The organism is Pseudonocardia sp. ICBG1034, from assembly GCF_020131375.1.
In the GTDB taxonomy this organism is placed as follows: domain Bacteria; phylum Actinomycetota; class Actinomycetes; order Mycobacteriales; family Pseudonocardiaceae; genus Pseudonocardia; species Pseudonocardia alni.
On the sequence record NZ_JAHLEK010000015.1, the window covers coordinates 1,071,878 to 1,091,687 of the forward strand.

The window sequence follows — 19,810 nt, forward strand, 5'->3', positions numbered from 1 at the left end:
ACACGGCTGCGCTAGGGTCGTGCGTCGTGCCCGACCTCTCGGCGATCGTGAAGGCCTACGACATCCGCGGTGTCGTCGGCGACCAACTGGACGAGCCCACCGCGCGCGCACTGGGTGCGGCGACGGCGCGGCTCGTGGCGGGCGACGACCCGGCGCCGTCGGCGGTGGTCGTCGGGCGGGACATGCGGGACAGCTCGCCCGCGCTCGCGGCGGCGTTCGCCGACGGGGTGACCGGGCAGGGGCTCGACGTCGTCGACATCGGGCTCGCGAGCACCGACATGCTCTACTACGCCTCAGGCACGCTGGACCTGCCCGGCGCGATGTTCACCGCGAGCCACAACCCGGCCGCCTACAACGGCATCAAGCTGTGCCGCGCCGGTGCCGTCCCGGTCGGCCAGGACTCCGGCCTCGCGACGATCCGCGACGAGGCGGGCCGCTTCCTCGACTCCGGGGTCCCCGAGGTCCGGTCGACGGGTGCCGTGCGCACCGAGGACATGCTCACCGGCTACGCGCGCTACCTGCGCGGCCTGGTCGACCTGACCTCGCTGGACGCCTCCCCGGAGCTGACCGTCGTCGTCGACGCCGGGAACGGGATGGGCGGGCACACCGTCCCGACCGTGTTCGACGGCCTGAACGTGCGCGTCGTGCCGCTGTACTTCGAGCTCGACGGGAACTTCCCGAACCACGAGGCGAACCCGCTGGACCCGGCGAACCTGGTCGACCTGCAGAAGCGGGTCGTCGCCGAGGGCGCGGACCTCGGCCTGGCCTTCGACGGCGACGCCGACCGCTGCTTCGCCGTCGACGAGCGGGGCGAGGCGGTGAGCCCCAGCGCCATCACCGGGCTGGTCGCGGCCCGTGAGCTCGCCCGGGCGCACGCGGCGGGGGAGTCCGACGTCGCCGTCATCCACAACCTGATCACCTCGCGGGCGGTCCCCGAGCTGGTCGCCGAGCACGGCGGTCGTGCGGTCCGCACCCGGGTGGGCCACTCGTTCATCAAGCAGACGATGGCCGAGACCGGCGCGGTGTTCGGCGGCGAGCACTCCGCGCACTACTACTTCCGCGACTTCTGGAAGGCCGACTCCGGCATGCTCGCGGCGCTGCACCTGCTGGCCGCGCTCGGCGAGCACCGGGCGGCCGCCGCCGGCGCGACGGTGTCCGGGCTGATGGCGGGCTACGACCGCTACGCCGCCTCCGGGGAGATCAACTCGACGGTCGACGACCAGGCCGCGCGGGTCGCCGAGATCGAGGGCGTCTTCGGCCCGCGCGACGGCGTCGAGCTCGACCGGCTCGACGGCCTGACCGTCTCGCTGCCGGACGGATCGTGGTTCAACCTGCGGGCCTCGAACACCGAGCCGCTGCTGCGGCTCAACGTCGAGGCGGCCGACGACGCGGCCGTCCGTGCCCTGGTGGACGAGGTGCTGGCGGTCGTGCGCGCCTGATCGCGCGGCCCCGCACACCTGCGGTGATGGCGTCCGTACCCGGTCGGCTGCCGCGGAGTGTCGGTACCGGGTGGCAGCATCGAGAGCGCGACATGACGACGAGGAGAACCGTGGCCCTACAGCTCGACCCCCAGCTGCTGGAGATCCTGGCCTGCCCGTGCGACGCGCACGCGGTACTGACCCCGGGTGAGGACCGGCTGACCTGCACGACGTGCGGTCGCGCGTTCCCGGTGACCGACGGGATCCCGGTGCTGCTCCTCGACGAGGCGCTGCCCGGGACCGGGCCGGCGGGGGACGGACGGGACGACGGGTGAACGGGGTGCTCGACGACACGCTGCTGGCCGATCCCGAGGGGCTGGCGGCGCGGGACACCACGGGCGTCCTGCGGGCCGCCGCGACCGCGGGCGCCCAGGTCCGTTCCGCGCTGTACACCGCGGGCCAGGCCGGGCTGGACCGGCTGCGCGGGCACCGTCCGCGTGCGCTGGTGCTGCTGCACCGGCCCGGTGTCTCCGGGGTGGTGGCCGACCTCGTCACGGCCCTGCTCACCGACCGCTGTCCGGTGCCGGTCGTGGCCGCCGAGCGGATGCCGGGCTGGATCGGGCCGCTGGACGTCGTCGTCGCGCACTCCGCGGACCCCACCGACCCGGAGCTGGCCGAGTCGGTCGCCGTCGCGGTGCACCGCGGCGCCGAGGTCGTGCTGTCCGCGCCGGACTCCGGGCCGGTCGCCCAGGCCGGCGCCGGGCGCGCCCGGCTGGTCGAGCCGCGCATTCCGCTGCCGGAGGGGCTCGGGTTCGCCCAGGCGCTGACGGTGGCGCTGGTCGCCGTCGCCGAGCTGGACCTGCTGCCCGGGATGCGGAGCGAGGAGGTCCCGGCCCGGCTCGAGGCGCTGGCCGACGCGCTGGACGCCGAGGCCGAGCGCTGCCAGCCCGCGCACGAGCCGTTCGTGAACCCGGCGAAGGCGCTCGCGCTGCGGCTGGCCGAGCGGACGCCGCTGCTGTGGGGCGTGGACCCGGCCGCCGCCGCGGTGGCCCGGCACGGCGCGCTGGCGCTGGCCACCCACGCCGGTGTCGTCGCGCACGCCGACGGGCTCGCGCAGGCGGGCACCCTGGCCGGTCTGCGCGTCGCCGTCGACCTGTCCGAGCGGGGCGGGGGCGACATCTTCCACGACCCGTTCGACGACCCGGCCCCCGGTGGCGACGCGCCGCCGCCGCGGCTGGTGCTGCTCGGCACGGGGGAGGAGGACCCGCAGTCGGTGAGCCGCCGGGTGCTCGGCCGGGAGTGGCCGAACGCCGATCTGGCGCACCCGGTCGACGAGATCCCGCGCGGCACCCGCGACGCGGCGCTGCTGCGGGCCGGTGTGCTCGCCCTGCGCGCCGACATCGCCGCCGTGTACCTCGGCCTGGCGACCGGCGCCACCCTGATCACCTGACCCCGCGCACCTGACACCGGGAGACCCGTGGAACTGCTGGAGAACCCGATCCGCACCTACGCCTGGGGTTCGCGGACGGTCATCGCCGAGCTGCTCGGCGAGCCCGTCCCGTCACCGCACCCGCAGGCGGAGCTGTGGCTGGGCGCGCACCCGGCCGCCCCGTCGACGGTCGCCGGGGGCACCCGCCCGCTGCACGAGCTCATCGCCGCCGACCCGCTCGCCGCGCTGGGCCCGGGCCGCGACCGCTGGGAGGGACGGCTGCCGTTCCTGTTGAAGGTGCTGGCCGCCGAGGAGCCGCTGAGCCTGCAGGCCCACCCGAGCCTGGAGCAGGCCCGCGAGGGATGGGAGCGGGAGAACGCCGCGGGGATCGCGGTGGACGCGCCGGACCGCAACTACCGCGACGCCCACCACAAGCCGGAGCTGATCTGCGCGCTGACCGAGTTCGTCGCGCTGGTCGGGTTCCGCGAGCCGGCCCGCACGGTGGAGCTGCTGCGCGCCCTGGACGTCCCCGAGCTCGCCGCCTACACCGAGCTGCTCGCCGGCCAGCCGTGCCCGGACGGGCTGCGCGCGCTGTTCACCACCTGGATCACGCTGCCCCAGTCGGTGCTCGACGGGCTCGTGCCGGCCCTGCAGGACGGCGCGGTCCGGCTGCTGGAGCGCGGCACCGCCCAGGAGTGGACCGGCGAGGCGAAGACCGCGCTCGACCTGTCCGAGCGCTACCCCGACGACGCGGGCGTCCTCGCCGCGCTGCTGCTCAACCGGATCACCCTGGCCCCCGGTGAGGCGCTGTACCTGCCGGCCGGGAACCTGCACGCGTACCTGTCCGGGGCGGGCATCGAGGTGATGGCCAACTCCGACAACGTGCTGCGCGGCGGGCTGACGCCCAAGCACGTCGACGTGCCGGAGCTGCTGCGCGTCCTCGACTTCACCGCCCCGCCGCCGCCGGTCCGCGCCCCGGTCCCCGACCCCGGCGCCGACGGCTGGCACCGCTACGACGTGCCGGTCGAGGAGTTCCTGCTCCGCCGCGCGGTCACCGACGGCCGGGACAAGCTCGACGTCCCCGGCACCGGCGCCCGCATCCTGCTGTGTGTCGACGGTGACGCCGCGGTCGACGCCGGCGGTGTCACCGTCGAGCTGCCCCGCGGTCGCGCGGTGTTCCTCTCCGCGGCCGACAGCGGCGCCGTGCTGACCACCGGTGAGGACGGGGCCACCGTCTTCCTGTCCGGCGACGCGCTGTAGCCCACCGGCGCCGGCGGACCGGGTGCTGGCGCACGGCGTCGGGATCCCGCCGCTGCTGCGCGAGCAGGCGGGCCGGGCCCGCGAGCACCTCGACGCGGCGTTCGCCCCGCTCCGCCACGGCTACGACGGGGCTCAGTAGGTGTCGGGTGCGCGGTGGTGCTCGAAGATCAGCGATGTCCGGGTGCCCGCGACCTCCGCCCAGGCGTTGAGCGTCCCGACCAGGTCACGCAGTGCCACGGTGTCGGCGGTCGCGACCCGGATCATGTAGTCGTCGTCGCCGGCGAGGAAGTAGACGTCGCGCACCTCGGGGCGGCGGGACACGCGGGTCACGAACTCGGCGAGCCGGTCGCGGGCGTCGGACTGCAGGCGGACCGAGATCATGGCCTGCAGGGGGTGTCCGGTCGCCGCCGGGTCGACGTCGGCGTGGTAGCCGCGGATCACCCCGCGCTCGCGCAGGGTCCGGATGCGGCCGAGGCACGTCGACGGCGCGATCCCCGCGCCCGCGGCGAGTGAGTTGTTCGGTGTGCGGGCATCCCGCTCCAGCTGGCGCAGCAGGGCCCGGTCGACCCCGTCGAGCCGAACAGGGTTCGACGGTGACGGCCTGATCCGCCGCGGTTCCGAAGAATCATCGCTCATGAGAACCCTCCGAGAATCTTGTTCAGTTCTGTTGGAAGCCTATCGATGTTTCTTCACCATTGATGCAGTTGGCGGGCCGAGTGGAGGAGAGGGACATGCGCGTCGCGGTGCCGAAGGAGACCAAGGACAACGAGTTCCGGGTGGCGCTCACGCCCGCCGGGGTGCACGAGCTCGTCGGGCGGGGGCACGAGGTCGTCGTCGAGCACGACGCCGGCGCCGGGTCCGCGATCTCCGACGCCGACTTCAAGGAGGCCGGGGCGCAGATCGCGTCCGACGCCGCCGAGGTGTGGGGCTCGGCCGAGCTGCTGCTCAAGGTGAAGGAGCCGATCTCCTCGGAGTACGGCCACCTGCGCCCGGACCTGACGCTGTTCACCTACCTGCATCTGGCCGCGTCCCGTGCCTGCACCGACGCGCTGCTGTCGGCGGGGACGACCTCCATCGCCTACGAGACCGTCACCGACTCCCGCGGCCGGCTGCCGCTGCTCGCCCCGATGAGCGAGGTCGCGGGCCGGCTCGCCCCGCAGGCCGGCGGCTACCACCTCATGCGCTCGGCGGGCGGGCGCGGCATGCTCCTGGGCGGCGTCCCGGGCGCGCCGGGCGCCGACGTCGTCGTGCTCGGTGCCGGGGTCGCGGGGGCGAACGCCATCGCCATCGCCGCCGGCATGCGCGCGAAGCTGACCGTGCTCGACGTCGACGTGGACAAGCTCCGCGTGATCGACGAGCAGTACGCCGGTGCCGTGCGCACCCAGTACTCCACCGCGCTGTCCGTGCGCGAGGCGGTGACCGGTGCCGACCTGGTGATCGGTGCGGTCCTGCTGCCCGGGGCCAAGGCGCCCACCCTGGTGTCGAACGAGCTCGTCTCCCAGATGCGGCCCGGCGCCGTACTCGTCGACATCGCGATCGACCAGGGCGGATGCTTCGAGGACTCGCGGCCCACCACCCACGCCGACCCGACCTACCGGGTGCACGACACCGTCTTCTACTGCGTCGCGAACATGCCCGGTGCGGTGCCGCACACCTCGACCCGCGCCCTCACCAACGCGACGCTGCCCCACGTGCTGCGCCTGGCCGACCAGGGCTGGCGGGCCGCGACCGATGCCGACCCGCACCTCGCCGCGGGCCTGTCGACCCACGCCGGCACGCTGCTGTCGCACGAGGTCGCGCAGGCGCACGGGCTGCCGCACGGCACCCTCTGACCGACCCGGTTCGACGGCGCAACAGCATCGTGACCTCAAATCTGTGCACGGAGACGTGACGCAGGACGCAACGACGTCGTAGCTTCACCGCCCATGACGGTCACGAGCCGTGGTGGCGGCATGTTCCGCACCAAGACGGTCGAGCAATCCATCCGGGACACCGACGAACCGGACACCCGGCTGAAGAAGGACCTGGGGACGATCGACCTGATCGTCTTCGGGGTCGCGGTGGTCATCGGTGCCGGCATCTTCACCCTCGCCGCCAGCACGGCCGGCAACATCGCGGGTCCCGCGGTGTCGCTGTCGTTCGTGCTGGCCGCGGTGGCGTGTGGTCTGGCGGCCCTCTGCTACGCGGAGTTCGCCTCCACGGTGCCGGTCGCCGGCAGCGCCTACACCTTCTCCTACGCCACCCTGGGCGAGTTCATCGCCTGGATCATCGGCTGGGACCTGGTCCTGGAGTTCGCGGTCGGCTCGGCCTACGTGTCGAAGGGCTGGTCGGAGTACCTCGCCCAGACCCTCGGCCTGATCGGCATCGACATCTCGACCTCGTTCGAGCTGGGGAGCTTCTTCTCCTTCGACTGGGGTGCGCTGCTGCTCGTCGTCGTCCTGGCGTTCCTGCTCTACCGCGGTACGAAGCTGTCCAGCCGGGTCAGCCTGGTGATCACCACGATCAAGGTCGCGATCGTGCTGTTCGTGATCATCCTGGGCGCCTTCTTCATCAACGCGGCGAACTACACCCCGTTCGTCCCGGAGCCCGCGCCCGGCACCGTCGAGACCGGCACCGGCATCCAGCAGTCACTGCTGTCGTTCTTCGGGGGCGCCTCGTCGAGCGTGTTCGGCGTCTACGGCGTGTTCGCCGCCGCCGCGATCGTGTTCTTCGCCTTCATCGGCTTCGACGCCGTCGCGACGACCGCGGAGGAGACCAAGAACCCGTCGAAGGCGCTGCCGCGCGGCATCCTCGGCTCGCTCGCCATCGTGACCGTGCTCTACGTCGCGGTCGCCCTGGTGATCACCGGCATGGTGCCCTACACCGACCTGGCCACCCAGCCCGACGGCACCCGCGCCACCCTGGCCACGGCGTTCGCCTCGCTCGGCATCAACTGGGCGGCGACGATCATCGCCGTCGGCGCGCTGCTCGGCCTCACCACGGTCGTCATGGTGCTGATGCTCGGCCAGATCCGCGTCATCTTCGCGATGTCGCGCGACGGGCTGCTGCCGACCGCGCTGGCGAAGACCAACCGCTTCGGCACCCCGGGCCGCGCCACCTGGCTGATCGGCGTCGTCATCGCGCTGGTCGCGACGTTCTTCCCGGCCCAGGACCTCGAGCAGATGGTCAACATCGGCACGCTCTTCGCGTTCGTGCTGGTCGCGATCGGCGTGGTGGTCCTGCGCCGGACCCGGCCGGAGCTGCCCCGCGGCTTCCGCACCCCGCTGGTGCCGCTCGTGCCGATCCTGGCCGTGCTCGCCTGCGTCTGGCTGATGCTGAACCTGTCGGTCGAGACCTGGCTGCGGTTCATCATCTGGATGGTCATCGGCGTGATCGTGTACTTCGCGTACTCGCGGAAGAACTCGATCCTCGGCCGCCGCGAGCGCGGCGACCTGCCCGCCCAGGCGACGTCCTCCGACTGAGCTCACCCGCGACGGCGGCGTACCCGATCCCCGGGTGCGCCGCCGTCGCGCGTCGGACGGACAGAACGTCTCCCGGCCTCATGCGGTCGGCAGGGTGTAGTCCGCGAACCGCTCGCGCAGGGTCCTCTTGGAGAACTTGCCGACGCTGGTCTTCGGCACCTCGTCGACCAGCTCCAGGGCGTCGGGGAGCCACCACTTCGCGACCCGGTCGGCGAGGAACTCCCGCAGCTCGTCGAGGGTGAGGGACTGCCCGTCCTCGACGACGACGCAGGCCAGCGGCCGCTCCACCCACCGCGGGTGCGCGACGCCGATCACCGCGGCCTCGGCCACCTTCGGGTGCGCCATGATCTCGTTCTCCAGCTCGACGGTGCCGATCCACTCGCCGCCGGACTTGATCAGGTCCTTGGTGCGGTCGACCAGCCGGAACGAGCCGTACGGGTCGACGGTGGCGACGTCGCCGGTGCGCAGCCTGCCGTCGTCGGTGAACTGGGCGCCGCCGCCCTCACCGCGGTAGTACTCCTTCGCGATCCACGGCCCGGACGCCTGCACCTCCCCGGTGGCGTGGTCGTCCCAGGGCATCTCCTCGCCGGTCCCGGGGTCGGCGATCCGCATCTCCACCAGCGGCATCGGCCTGCCCTGGCGGACGCGGGCGGCGGCGAGCTCGTCGTCGGAGGCGCCGTCGAGGTGCGAGCCGAGCACGCCCATCGTGCCGATCGGCGAGGTCTCGGTCATGCCCCAGATCTGCAGCAGCGGCACCCCGAGCCGGACGCGGTACTCCTCGCACAGCGCCTTCGGCACCGCCGAGCCGCCGCAGAAGATCGTGCGCAGCGACGACAGGTCGTGGTCGCCGAGCAGCGGCAGGACGTTCATCCAGATCGTCGGGACCCCGCCGGTCACGGTGACCCGGTGCCGCTCGACGAGGTCGACGATCGCGCCGGGGGACAGGTCCGGGCCGGGGAAGACCAGGTCGGTGCCCGCGAGCAGACAGCCGTAGGGCAGGCCCCAGGCGTTCGCATGGAACATCGGCACCACCGGCATGACGACGTCGCGCTCGGCCAGCGCGGGACCGTCGGCGATCAGCGTGACGAGCGAGTGCAGCATCGTCGAGCGGTGGCTGTAGACCACGCCCTTCGGGTTCCCGGTGGTCCCGGACGTGTAGCACATCGCGGCGGCGGTGTTCTCGTCGTCGACGACGAACCGGCCCGCGTACGGCTCGGCCGCGGCCAGGAGCTCCTCGTAGGACCGGATCCGCGGGTCGTCGGGGACCGCGACGTCGGCGCCGTCGTCGAGCACCACCACGTGCGCGACGCCGGGCAGCCGGTCGACGTGCGGCCAGAACAGCGGCAGCAGGGACCGGTCGACGAAGACGACCTCGTCGCCGGCGTGCTCGGCGACGTAGACGAGCTGGTCGGGGTGCAGCCGGATGTTGAGCGTGTGCAGCACCCGGCCGGTGCACGGGGCGGCGAGGTACAGCTCCAGGTGCCGGGAGGTGTTCCAGCAGAACGTGCCGACCCGGCCGTCCGCGGAGACGCCCAGGGTGTCCAGGACGGTCGCGAGCCGCCGCACCCGTTCGGCCCACTGGGCCACCGTGACGACGTCCTCGGTGCCGTCCGGCCGAGCGGTCACCATCCGTTTGCGCGCGAACAGCTGCTCCGCGCGGTGGAACACGTGCGGCAGGGTCAGCGGGCGGTCCTGCATCAGTCCGAGCACGTCGATCAACCTACCTGCGGAGGTGACCGCGATCACCCACCTCTCGGGCAGGTGCGGGTCGCAACGGATCTGCTGCGGACACTCCCTGTGACCGCCCGACCTCGGTACGCTCGCCGTCCATGACCGACGCGTCGCCGGACGACCCGCACTCGCCCGCGGTCTGCCTCGACGTCGGCTCCTGCTGGACCAAGGCCGTGCTGGTGCTGCCCGACGGGACCCCGGCGGGGTTCGCCGAGCACCCCACCACGCCCGACGTGCTCACCGGGGTCGACGCGGCCGTCGCGGCCGCAGCGGCCGCCGCGGGCCGGGGCAGGCGTGCGGCGCCGCGGGTGCTGGCCTGCTCCTCGGCGGGCGGGGCGCTGCGCCTGGCCGTGGTCGGGGCCGAGACGTTGATCGCCACCGAGGCCGGGCACCGGGTCTGCCGCTCCGCGGGGGCCCGGGTGGTCGGGGTGCACCCCGGACCGCTGGAGACCGACGCGGTGCTGGAGCTGTCGAGCCGCCGCCCCGGGGCGGTGCTGCTGCTCGGCGGTGCAGATGGTGCCGACCCGGCGGTGCTGCTGCACAACGCGGGCAGGCTGGCCCGCACCCGAGGGCACTGGCCGGTGCTGCTCTCGGTCGACGACGACGACGCCCGCGCCGACGCGCTCGGCCTGCTGCTGGCCGGTGGGCGGGCGGTCACGACCTGCCCCAACGTCACGCCGCAGCCGGGCCGGATCGTCGCCGGGCCCGCGCGGGACGCCGTCGCCGCGCTCTACGCCCGGCACGTCCTCGGTGCGGGCACCGGCCGGTTCGGCGCGCTGGTCCACTCCGCCACGCACGCCGCGGTCGGCGCCGGGGCCGGGGTACTGGCCCGGCTGACCGGGACCGGTGTGCTCGTCGTCGACGTCGGGTCGGCGACCACCGACGTGCACCGCGGCGGTCCCGGGCCCGGCCCGGCGGCCGCGACGGTGGAGGGCGACCTCGGGGTGCGCGACGGCGCCGTCGGCGTCCTGACGGAGGCCCAGACCGAGGGCGTCGTCGACCCGGTGGAGGCCGACCTGCTCGGCCCGGCCGTCGCCGCGCTGCAGGAGTCGCGGGCCACCGTGCCCGCCGACCGGGGCGCGGCCGCCGAGGACCGCAGGCTGGCCGCGATCGCGGCGGTGGTCGCGCTGCGCAGGCACCTGCGCCACACCGGCGTCCTGGCCGACCCCGCGCACCCCGGGGCCGGCCCGGACACCCCCGGCGACGCGGGTGAGATCGGTCTCGTCGTGCTCACCGGGGGCGTGTTCCGCCAGCGCGACGCGGCCGGGCTGGCCGCGGCGGCCCGCACGGTGCGCCACGACGCCGTCCTGGCCCCGCTGCTGGCCCGGGCGGAGGTGCGGGTCGACAGCGAGTCCGTGCTGGCCCCGGCCGGGCTGCTGGCCGCGCACGGCCGCGAGGTCGCGGCGGGCGGGCTGCTCGCCGAGCACCTGACGGGCTGATCACCCCTGAGTTGACACCCCCGCGGTGGCTCGGAACCATGGAGGTCGCGACATCGCCGGGCGCCGAGAGGCGCTGCAGCGGCCGTCACCGGCCGCCACGCTCGGGCCCGGCCGGCACGGACGAGAAAGGGCGCCTGTCTCCGACGAGGAGGGAGGACGCCGTGACCCGTGTACGCCGCTCCTCCTCCCGGCCGGACCGCACCCGTCGTGCCGACGAGTACGACTCTTACGCCTGAGGAGGCGCACCCACCCCATGACCGATCACCCGAAGCTGCAGCACGCCGGCGGCCTGGACTTCGCGATCGCCGACATCTCCGAGGCGGAGTACGGCCGCAAGGACATCCGGCTCGCCGAGAACGAGATGCCGGGCCTGATCGACCTGCGCCGTGAGTACGGGGAGTCCAAGCCGCTGACCGGCGCGCGGATCGCCGGCTCGCTGCACATGACCACCCAGACCGCGGTCCTCATCGAGACCCTCGTCGCGCTCGGCGCCGACGTCCGCTGGGTGTCCTGCAACATCTTCTCCACCCAGGACTACGCGGCCGCCGCGACCGTCGTCGGCCCGCACGGCACCGCGGAGAACCCGCAGGGCGTCCCGGTCTTCGCCTGGAAGGGCGAGTCGCTGGAGGACTACTGGTGGTGCACCGAGCAGCTGTTCAAGTTCCGTGACGCCGACGGCAACGTCGTCGGCCCGAACATGATCCTCGACGACGGCGGCGACGCCACCCTGCTCGTGCACAAGGGCGTCGAGTTCGAGAAGACCGGCGTCGTGCCGAGCTTCGACGACGACGACCTCTCGGTCTCCGACGAGGAGCGGGTCGTGTTCGACACCCTGCGCCGCAGCCTCGCCGAGGACCCGCAGCGCTGGACGACGATCAACTCCGACATCCGCGGCGTCACCGAGGAGACCACCACCGGCGTCAACCGGCTGTACCAGCTGGCCGAGCGCGGCGAGCTGCTCTTCCCGGCGATCAACGTCAACGACTCGGTCACCAAGTCGAAGTTCGACAACAAGTACGGCATCCGCCACTCGCTGGTCGACGGCCTCAACCGGGCCACCGACGTGCTGCTCGGCGGCAAGGTGGCCGTCGTGGCCGCCTACGGCGACACCGGCAAGGGCTCGGTCGAGGCCCTCGCGGGCCAGGGCGCGCGCGTCATCGTCGCCGAGGTCGACCCGATCTGCGCGCTGCAGGCGCTGCTGGAGGGCCACCAGGTCGCGACCCTGGACTCGGTCATCGAGCAGGCCGACATCATCGTGACGGCGACCGGCAACAAGGACATCCTGACGGTCGACCTGCTCAAGCGGGCCAAGCACCAGGCGATCGTCGCCAACGTCGGTCACTTCGACAACGAGATCGACATGGCGGGCCTGGCCCGGGTCGAGGGCATCAAGAAGATCAACATCAAGCCCCAGGTCGACGAGTGGATCTTCCCGGACGGGCACTCGGTCATCGTGCTGTCCGAGGGGCGCCTGATGAACCTGGGCAACGCGACCGGCCACCCGTCGTTCGTGATGTCCAACAGCTTCTCGAACCAGGTGATCGCCCAGATCGAGCTGTTCACCAAGCACGAGGAGTACAACAAGGACGTCTACCGGCTGCCGAAGCACCTGGACGAGAAGGTCGCGCGGATCCACGTGCAGGCCCTCGGTGGCGAGCTGACCAAGCTCACCAAGGACCAGGCCGAGTACATCGGCGTGGACGTCGAGGGTCCGTACAAGCCGGAGCACTACCGCTACTGAGTTCTCCGTTCCGACGGCGCGGTGGTCCCTTCCCGGGGCGCCGCGCCGTCGGCGTACCAGGGGGTCACCGTCGGGATGACGATCGAGATCGGGTCGGGTGACGGCTGGGTGCACTGCGCCCGGGGTCACCGGCACTGGGGCCTGTTCGGCGCGGCCGGGCTGCTCGTGCGCCACCGCGACGACGCCGACCCGGCGGGCGTCGACCGGGTGCTGTTGCAGCACCGGGCGTCCTGGAGCCACCACGGCGGCACCTGGGGGATCCCCGGCGGCGCCCGGGACCGGGGGGAGTCCGCGGTGCGGGCGGCGCTGCGCGAGGCGGCCGAGGAGAGCACCCTCGCCGTCGCCGGGCTGGCGCCGGTGGAGGAGTTCGTCGACGACCACGGCGGCTGGAGCTACACCACGGTCGTCGTGCGGACGCCGGACGCGCCGCCGGTCCGGGTGCGCGGCGCGGAGAGCACCGAGCTGCGCTGGGTGCGCACCGACCGGCTCGATGAGCTGGACCTGCACCCGGGCTTCGCGACGACCTGGCCCACCGTCTCGGAGCTGGGTGCCTGACCTAGGCTCGACCGCCGTGGGGGAACTGGTGGTCGTCGAGGGACTGGACGGTGCGGGCAAGCACACGTTCACCACGGGGCTCGTCGCCGAGCTGCGCGCACACGGCGCCTCGGTCACCACGACGGCCTTCCCCCGCTACGACGACGACGTGCACGCCGAGCTGGCCCGCGACGCGCTCTACGGCCGGATGGGCGACCTCGCCTCCTCGGTGCACGCGATGGCGGTGCTGTTCGCGCTCGACCGCCGGGCCGCCGCGGCCGGGCTGCGTGCGGCGCTCGCCGCGCACGACGTCGTGCTCGTGGACCGCTACGTCGCCTCCAACGCCGCCTACAGCGCCGCCCGGCTCGGCCAGGACGCCGGCGGCGAGGTCGTCGGCTGGGTCCGGGCGCTGGAGATCGACCGGTTCGGCATCCCGGTGCCCGGCCACCAGCTGCTGCTGGCACCGCCCCGGGAGGTCGCCGCGGAGCGGGCGAGGTCGCGCGCGGCCACCGAGCCCGGCCGCGCCCGCGACGCCTACGAGAGCGACGACGGCCTGCAGGCCCGCACCGACGCCGTCTACCGGGAGCTGGCGGCGCGGTCCTGGCTGAGCGGCTGGACGGTGCTCGACGACCCCGCCGCGGCACCGTCGGCCCTCGTGCCCGCCCTGCTGCACCGGTGCTGATCACGGGGCTGGGATAGTGACGTCCATGAAGTCGCGCGTACTGGTGGTCGACGACGACCCGGCCCTGGCCGAGATGCTCACCATCGTGCTGCGGGGCGAGGGCTTCGAGACAGCGGTCGTGTCCGACGGGACGCGGGCACTGCCCGCCGTCCGGGACACCCAGCCGGACGTGGTGCTGCTCGACCTGATGCTGCCCGGCATGAACGGCATCGACGTGTGCCGGGCGATCCGGGCGGAGTCCGGCGTCCCGATCGTCATGCTGACGGCCAAGAGCGACACCGTCGACGTCGTGCTCGGGCTGGAGTCCGGCGCCGACGACTACGTCGTGAAGCCGTTCAAGCCCAAGGAGCTCGTCGCGCGGATCCGGGCCCGGGTCCGCCGCAACGACGCCGAGCCCGCCGAGCAGCTGTCCATCGGCGAGATCGACATCGACGTGCCCGCGCACCAGGTCACCCGGGAGGGCCGGCCGATCGCGCTGACCCCCCTCGAGTTCGACCTGCTCGTCGCGCTGGCCCGCAAGCCGCGCCAGGTGTTCACCCGCGAGGTCCTGCTCGAGCAGGTGTGGGGCTACCGGCACGCCGCGGACACCCGTCTGGTGAACGTGCACGTGCAGCGTCTCCGGTCGAAGGTCGAGCGCGACCCGGAGCGCCCCGAGGTGGTCCTGACCGTCCGCGGGGTGGGGTACAAGGCCGGTCCTCCGTGACCGGCGCGCCGCGGGTGGTGCACCGGCCGTGGTGACGCGGCGCCGCGGACTCCGCACCCGGCTCGCCCGGCTGCCCGGCGCCCGGCGGGTCGCCCGCGCGCTGGGCCCGCTGCGGGCGCAGGCGCACGAGCTGGGCGTGCTCATCGCCGCGGCCTGGCGGCGGTCGCTGCAGCTGCGGGTGGTCACCTCGACGCTGGCGCTGTCGTCGGCGGTCGTGCTGGTGCTCGGCCTGGTGCTGCAGAGCGAGATCGCCGAACGGCTGCTGCAGAGCAAGCTCGACGCCGCGATCTCCCAGTCGGACGCGAACCGGCAGGTCCTGGAGGGGCAGCTGGCGAGCGTCGACCCGGACCGCGAGGGCGTGCAGGAGACACTGGACACCGCCCTGGAACGGCTCACCGACACCACCGGCCCCGGCCGGGCCGGGACGGCCGGGGAGTTCAGCGCCGCGCTGACCACCGGGTCGGCGAACGGGCCCGAGGTGTCCGCCGGCGACGTCGGCCAGATCACCGCGCGCCAGCAGGACATCACCGCCCGCGGGTCGCTGGACAGCCTGAACCGCCAGTACACGACCGTCGACGGCGTCCCGAACCTCGTCATCGGGCAGAAGATCGCCACCGCGGGCCGGGAGCTGCAGTTCTACCTGCTGTTCCCGCTCAACGGTGAGCAGCTGACCCTCGGGCTGGTGCAGAGCACGCTGATCGTCGGCGGGCTGGTGCTGCTGGTGCTGCTGGCCGCGATCGCCAGTCTCGTCACCCGGCAGGTGGTCCGCCCGATCCGGCACGCCGCCGACGTGGCCGAACGCTTCGCCGGGGGACATCTCGACGAGCGGATGGCCGTGCGCGGCGAGGACGAGGTCGCCCGGCTCGCCGAGTCCTACAACGAGATGGCGGGCAGCCTCGCCGCGCAGATCGCCCAGCTCGAGGAGTTCGGGGCGCTCCAGCGGCGGTTCACCTCCGACGTCAGCCACGAGCTGCGTACGCCGCTGACCACCGTGCGGATGGCCGCCGACGTCCTCTACGCCTCCCGCGACGAGCTGCTCCCGGCGCTGCGCCGCAGCTCCGAGCTGCTGGTCACCGAGCTCGACCGCTTCGAGGAGCTGCTCGCCGACCTGCTGGAGATCTCCCGCCTCGACGCCGGCGTGGCCGAGCTGGGTGCCGAACGGGTCGACCTGTCCGCGGTGGTGCGGCGGGCGACCGACGCGGTGCGCGGCATCGCCGCCGACGCCGGTACCGACCTCGTCCTGGACCTGCCGGCGGGCGAGCTGATCGAGGCCGACCCACGCCGGGTGGAGCGCATCGTGCGCAACCTCGTCGCGAACGCGATCGACCACGGCGAGGGCCGCCCGGTGGAGGTGACGGTGGCCGGCGACGACGCCGCGGTCGCCGTCGTCGTGCGCGACCACGGCGTCGGGCTGCGGCCCGGCGAGGCCGACCTGGTGTTCAACCGGTTCTGGCGGGCCGAGGAGTCGCGGGCCCGGCGCAGCGGCGGAACCGGGCTCGGGCTGTCGATCAGCATCGAGGACGCCCGGCTGCACGGCGGCTGGCTGCAGGCCTGGGGCGAGCCGGGCAACGGCTCGGCGTTCCGGCTGACCCTGCCGCGCGAGGTGGGCGGGCACATCAGCGCCTCGCCGCTGCCGCTCGGCCCGCCCGCCGCCGCGGCCGGGGACCGGCGCAACGGCAGCTCGGTGCCGACCCCGCCGCAGGGGATCGGCCGCGACCTGCGCGAGGAGGACCTGTGGCGGCTGCGCCCCGAGGAGCACGCGCCGATGCAGCCCGCCGAGCGCGCCATCATCGACCCGGGCGGCGACCGGTGACCGCCCGCCGTGCGCTGGCGGCGCTGGTCGTGACGGTCGCCGCCGCCGTCGTCGCCGGGTGCGCGACGGTGCCCCAGCAGTCCGACGTGCAGGTGCTGCGCCAGGGCGAGCAGGCCGCCGAGCAGAACCTGAGCGGTCCGATCGAGGACGACGAGCCGCTCGGCCTGGTCCGCGGGTTCGTCTACCGTTCCGGCTCGCCCGACGACCGGCACGCGCAGGCCCGCCGCTACCTGTCGGCGTCGGCGTCGGACTGGGACGACGCGGCGTCGCTGACCGTCCTGGACGAGCGGTTCGACACCGTCGTGTCGCCGGACAACGGCACACCGGGCCCGGACCGGATGACGGTGCGGGTGCGGGGCACCCGGCTGGGCACGGTCGGGCCGGGCGGGGCGTTCGAGTCCTCCCCCCAGCGGGTCGAGGTCGACGTCGGCGTCGTCCGGGAGGGCGAGCGCTGGCGGATCGACCGGCCACCGCCCGGGGTGATGGTCCGGCTGTCGGACTTCCGCTCGCACTACCGCGAGCTGCAGGCCTGGTTCGTCGACCCGGTCCGCCGGATGCTGCTGCCCGACGGGCACTACATCCGCAGCGGGCGTCCCGGTGAGCTCGCGATGGACGCCGTCGACGTGCTGTTGCGCGGGCCGTCCACCGGCCTGGCCGGGGCCGCGGTGACGATGTTCCCGGCGACCGCGCGGATCCGCTCGGCCACGACCGACCCCGCGGCGGGCACCGCGTCGATCGAGCTGACCGGGGTGTCGGGGCTGTCCCCGCAGGACCGGGAGCTGCTCGCCGCGCAGGTCGCGCAGACCCTCGGCGGGGTGGGCGTGCCGCGGGTGGAGCTGCTGGCCGACGGCGGACCGCTGGTCCCCGCGACGCCGACGGTGTCGGCCGCGGACCAGGCCGACCTCGTCGCCGGCCCCGGCCGGGCCCCCGCGTTCCCCTACGTCGTCGACGGCGGCCGGGTCCGTCAGCTCAGCGCGACCGGCGTGGCGGCACCGGTCGCCGGGCAGGCCGGGAACGGCTCGTTCGACATCACCGAGGCCGCCGCCTCCGCGCGCAGCGGGCGGATCGCCGTCGTGTCCCGGGAGTCGACGGGCACCCAGCGGCTGCTCACCGGCCCGCTCGGCGGGGAGCTCACCGCCACCCCGGTGTCCGGCGCCGACGTCCGCTCGCTGAGCTGGAACGGGGCGGGTGACGAGATCTGGGCGGTCGTGAACGGCAGGCTGCGCCGGGTCCTCGTCCCGCCGTCCGGGCCGCCGGTCGAGGGCGCGGTGGACGCGGGCCGGCTGACGCCGCTCGGCCGGATCGGGGACATCGTGCTGGCGCGTGAGGGCGGCCGGATCGCCGTCGTCGCCGACGGTGCGCTCCTCGTCGGCCCGATCGTCCCGCTCGACGACGGCGAGGTCGCCGTCGGGCCGCTGCGGCGCCTGCGCCCCGGGGACCTCGACGACGTGGTGTCGATCGACTGGCACTCCGCGGACCGGATCGTGGTCGCGTCGGACTCGGACCGGCCCATGTCCGAGGTGAGCGCCGACGGCCTGCGGCTGGACCAGATCCCCGGCACGAACCTGACCGCGCCGCTGGGGGCGCTGGCCGCCGCCGAGGGGCGCCCGCTGTACGTGACCGACCGGACCGGCCTGTGGAGCTACTCCGGCGGCGAGTTCGACGCCTGGCAGCAGGCGGGCGGGACCGGAGCGGCCGCACAGCCGTTCTACCCCGGCTGAGCGCGTCCCAATGGCCGGGTCCCCGGCCTGTGGACAACTCCGGTGGTTGTGGACAACTCGGCCCGGGCGGGCTCCGGCGGGGCCGCGGCGACGGTGCCGGGGGCGAGTATCGGAGCCGTGACCCCGACCCGAGCCCCGTCCCCGGCCGCCGCCCTGCTGGACCTCCTCCTGCCCCGGACCTGCGGTGGCTGCGGTGCCGGGCCGCCCGGCAGCGGGGGCTGGTGCCCGGCCTGCGCGCAGGACACCGCGGGCCCGGTGCCGGTCCGCGTGCCCGGCGCCGGCCGGGTCGCGGCGGCCGGGCGCTACCGCGGGCCGCTGCGCCGGGCCGTGCTGGCCTACAAGGAGCGCGGCCGGCGGGACCTGGCGCCGGACCTGGCCGGGCTGCTGGTGGGCCCGGTGTCGGCGGTGCTCGCGCCGCGGGCCGACGGGACGCCGGACCCGGCCGCGGTGCGCCTGGTGCCGGCCCCGTCCCGGCCGTCGGCGGCCCGGGTGCGCGGTGGCGACCACGTGCTGCGGCTGTGCCGGGCGCTGGCGCCGCTGCTGACCGCTGCCGGGCTGCCCGCCCGCACCGACGCGGTCCTGGCCCTGCACCGCCGCGCCCGGGACTCCGTGGGGCTCGACGGTGCGGGCCGGGCGGCGAACCTGGCCTCGGCGCTGCATCCGGTCCGGGGCCGCGAGCCGGTGCCCGCGGCCCGGGGTGAGGCGGTGCTGCTGGTCGACGACGTCGTGACCTCCGGGGCGACCCTGCGGGCCTGCGGGGCGGTGCTCGCCGCATCCGGACTGCCCGCCGTGGGCGCCGTGGTGCTCGCCGACGCCTCGGCCCGCCGGCGCCGACCCAGCGACCGAATGTGATGGCGGTCACATATCTCGGCGGGTCCGCCGATCTCCCGGTCAGTCGTCCACAGTGGTCACCGGAAGCGCGATCCGGAGGTGAGCGCGCCGCTCCGCGGGTGACGGGTCACCCGGGTGCCGCAGGGTCGTCGCACACCGCGTCCGATGGCACCAGGGTGTCCACCCGACGGGTCGGCGAACGACCTGTCCCGGAGGCGGATTTCCCGATAACGTCCGCTGAACTCCGACCGCTACCACATCAGGAGGAACGACCGCGAGCCCACCCCCCGGGGCCGTCGTCGGGTCCCGGGTTCAGCACGACTGAAGCGAGGGATGTTCGAGTGGAGATCGTCGTCACCGGCCGGAACGTCGAGGTGCCGGAGCACTTCCGTGGCCTGGTCCAGGACAAGCTCAGCCGCCTGGAGCGCCACGACCACAAGATCGTCGGAATGGAGGTGGAGCTCTTCCACGAGCCGAACCGCCGTCAGCAGAAGTCCTGCCAGCGCGTCGAGATCACCGGGCGTGGCGGCTGCGGAGCCGTCGCCCGCGCCGAGGCCTCCGCCGCCGACTTCTACGCCGCGCTCGACATGGCCGTCGGCAAGCTCGCCGAACGGCTGCGTCGCTCCCACGACCGCCGCAAGCCCAGCCGCCGCGACCGCGTGGCCGCCTCCCGCGCCGCCGCCGACGCCTCGGCCGTCGCGCTGATGGAAGCGGCCCCTCCCGTCACCGACACCATCCCCGCACCGCGCAGCCACGACGAGTCGCTGACCGACGACGAGCTGGTCCGCCTCGAGCAGCAGTGGGAGGCCGAGTACCGGCCCGGACGCATCGTCCGCGAGAAGTCCCACCCGGCCACACCCATGAGTGTCGACGAGGCGCTGTCACGGATGGAGCTCGTCGGCCACGACTTCTACATGTTCGCCTGCAGTGAGACCGGCCGTGCCTCGGTCGTCTACCGCCGCCGCGGCTACGACTACGGCGTGATCCGGCTCGACGGCTGACCACCCGCGCCCGACGGTGCCCGTACCGCGGCGGGGAACGCCTCCC

The 19,810-nt window shown here is 74.2% G+C and carries 17 protein-coding genes; 15 read left to right on the top strand and 2 right to left on the bottom strand.

Annotated elements, in window-relative coordinates; genetic code table 11:
• Nucleotides 1–26 precede the first annotated feature (26 nt).
• From KPF22_RS06770 to manA, 4 genes are all read left to right on the top strand, one after another.
• Nucleotides 27–1,439 (top strand): phosphomannomutase/phosphoglucomutase, encoded by a 1,413-nt coding sequence (locus tag KPF22_RS06770; RefSeq protein ID WP_073576345.1) that lies wholly within the window; start codon nt 27–29, stop codon nt 1,437–1,439.
• Between the two features lie 110 nt (nt 1,440–1,549).
• Nucleotides 1,550–1,753, top strand: a complete 204-nt coding sequence (locus tag KPF22_RS06775) for a Trm112 family protein (RefSeq protein WP_073576344.1) — start codon at nt 1,550–1,552, stop codon at nt 1,751–1,753.
• A complete protein-coding gene (locus KPF22_RS06780) occupies nt 1,750–2,868 on the top strand; it encodes an SIS domain-containing protein (protein WP_139282868.1) in 1,119 nt (372 codons plus the stop codon). The genes KPF22_RS06775 and KPF22_RS06780 overlap by 4 nt, the downstream gene beginning before the upstream one ends.
• 27 nt (nt 2,869–2,895) lie before the next feature.
• Nucleotides 2,896–4,107, top strand: coding sequence for a mannose-6-phosphate isomerase, class I (manA, locus tag KPF22_RS06785; protein ID WP_208821688.1), 1,212 nt, complete (start codon nt 2,896–2,898; stop codon nt 4,105–4,107).
• Nucleotides 4,108–4,239: 132 nt separating this feature from the next.
• On the opposite strand, the gene KPF22_RS06790 is transcribed toward manA, so the two are convergent.
• The gene (locus KPF22_RS06790; RefSeq protein WP_208821686.1) at nt 4,240–4,743 is read right to left on the bottom strand and encodes an Lrp/AsnC family transcriptional regulator; all 504 of its coding nucleotides are present in this window, start codon (nt 4,741–4,743) and stop codon (nt 4,240–4,242) included.
• 95 nt (nt 4,744–4,838) lie between these two features.
• Here KPF22_RS06790 and ald point away from each other — a divergent pair, with 95 nt between their 5' ends.
• Together ald and KPF22_RS06800 are read left to right on the top strand one after the other, a co-directional pair.
• Nucleotides 4,839–5,939, top strand: a complete 1,101-nt coding sequence (gene ald / locus KPF22_RS06795) for an alanine dehydrogenase (protein ID WP_208821684.1) — start codon at nt 4,839–4,841, stop codon at nt 5,937–5,939.
• 93 nt (nt 5,940–6,032) lie between these two features.
• Complete coding sequence (locus KPF22_RS06800) at nt 6,033–7,568, top strand: amino acid permease (RefSeq protein ID WP_208821682.1); 1,536 nt, start codon at nt 6,033–6,035, stop codon at nt 7,566–7,568.
• A 78-nt stretch (nt 7,569–7,646) separates the two neighbouring features.
• On the opposite strand, the gene KPF22_RS06805 is transcribed toward KPF22_RS06800, so the two are convergent.
• On the bottom strand, nt 7,647–9,278 hold the full coding sequence (locus KPF22_RS06805; RefSeq protein ID WP_208821680.1) for a long-chain fatty acid--CoA ligase: 1,632 nt from the start codon (nt 9,276–9,278) through the stop codon (nt 7,647–7,649).
• A gap of 119 nt (nt 9,279–9,397) precedes the next feature.
• Here KPF22_RS06805 and KPF22_RS06810 point away from each other — a divergent pair, with 119 nt between their 5' ends.
• The 9 genes from KPF22_RS06810 to hpf all read left to right on the top strand — a co-directional run bounded on the left by KPF22_RS06810 (nt 9,398) and on the right by hpf (nt 19,764).
• Complete coding sequence (locus tag KPF22_RS06810; protein WP_224401502.1) at nt 9,398–10,738, top strand: glutamate mutase L; 1,341 nt, start codon at nt 9,398–9,400, stop codon at nt 10,736–10,738.
• Nucleotides 10,739–10,991: 253 nt separating this feature from the next.
• A complete protein-coding gene (gene ahcY / locus KPF22_RS06815) occupies nt 10,992–12,479 on the top strand; it encodes an adenosylhomocysteinase (protein ID WP_208821674.1) in 1,488 nt (495 codons plus the stop codon).
• 75 nt (nt 12,480–12,554) lie between these two features.
• A complete protein-coding gene (locus KPF22_RS06820; protein WP_224401503.1) occupies nt 12,555–13,034 on the top strand; it encodes an NUDIX hydrolase in 480 nt (159 codons plus the stop codon).
• Nucleotides 13,035–13,050: 16 nt separating this feature from the next.
• Nucleotides 13,051–13,695, top strand: coding sequence for a dTMP kinase (locus KPF22_RS06825; protein WP_208821667.1), 645 nt, complete (start codon nt 13,051–13,053; stop codon nt 13,693–13,695).
• Between the two features lie 25 nt (nt 13,696–13,720).
• Nucleotides 13,721–14,398, top strand: a complete 678-nt coding sequence (gene mtrA, locus KPF22_RS06830) for an MtrAB system response regulator MtrA (protein ID WP_020622190.1) — start codon at nt 13,721–13,723, stop codon at nt 14,396–14,398.
• A 28-nt stretch (nt 14,399–14,426) separates the two neighbouring features.
• The gene (mtrB, locus tag KPF22_RS06835; RefSeq protein WP_374107463.1) at nt 14,427–16,211 is read left to right on the top strand and encodes an MtrAB system histidine kinase MtrB; all 1,785 of its coding nucleotides are present in this window, start codon (nt 14,427–14,429) and stop codon (nt 16,209–16,211) included.
• Nucleotides 16,208–17,932 carry an LpqB family beta-propeller domain-containing protein gene (locus tag KPF22_RS06840; protein ID WP_208821664.1) on the top strand — a complete coding sequence of 575 codons (1,725 nt, stop codon included), beginning with the start codon at nt 16,208–16,210 and terminating at the stop codon, nt 17,930–17,932. Before mtrB ends, KPF22_RS06840 begins: the two co-directional genes overlap by 4 nt.
• Before the next feature lie 117 nt (nt 17,933–18,049).
• Nucleotides 18,050–18,784: a ComF family protein gene (locus tag KPF22_RS06845; RefSeq protein ID WP_224401504.1), complete on the top strand. Its 735-nt coding sequence runs from the start codon at nt 18,050–18,052 to the stop codon at nt 18,782–18,784.
• Between the two features lie 320 nt (nt 18,785–19,104).
• Nucleotides 19,105–19,764 (top strand): ribosome hibernation-promoting factor, HPF/YfiA family, encoded by a 660-nt coding sequence (gene hpf, locus KPF22_RS06850; RefSeq protein ID WP_062397537.1) that lies wholly within the window; start codon nt 19,105–19,107, stop codon nt 19,762–19,764.
• Nucleotides 19,765–19,810 lie beyond the last annotated feature (46 nt).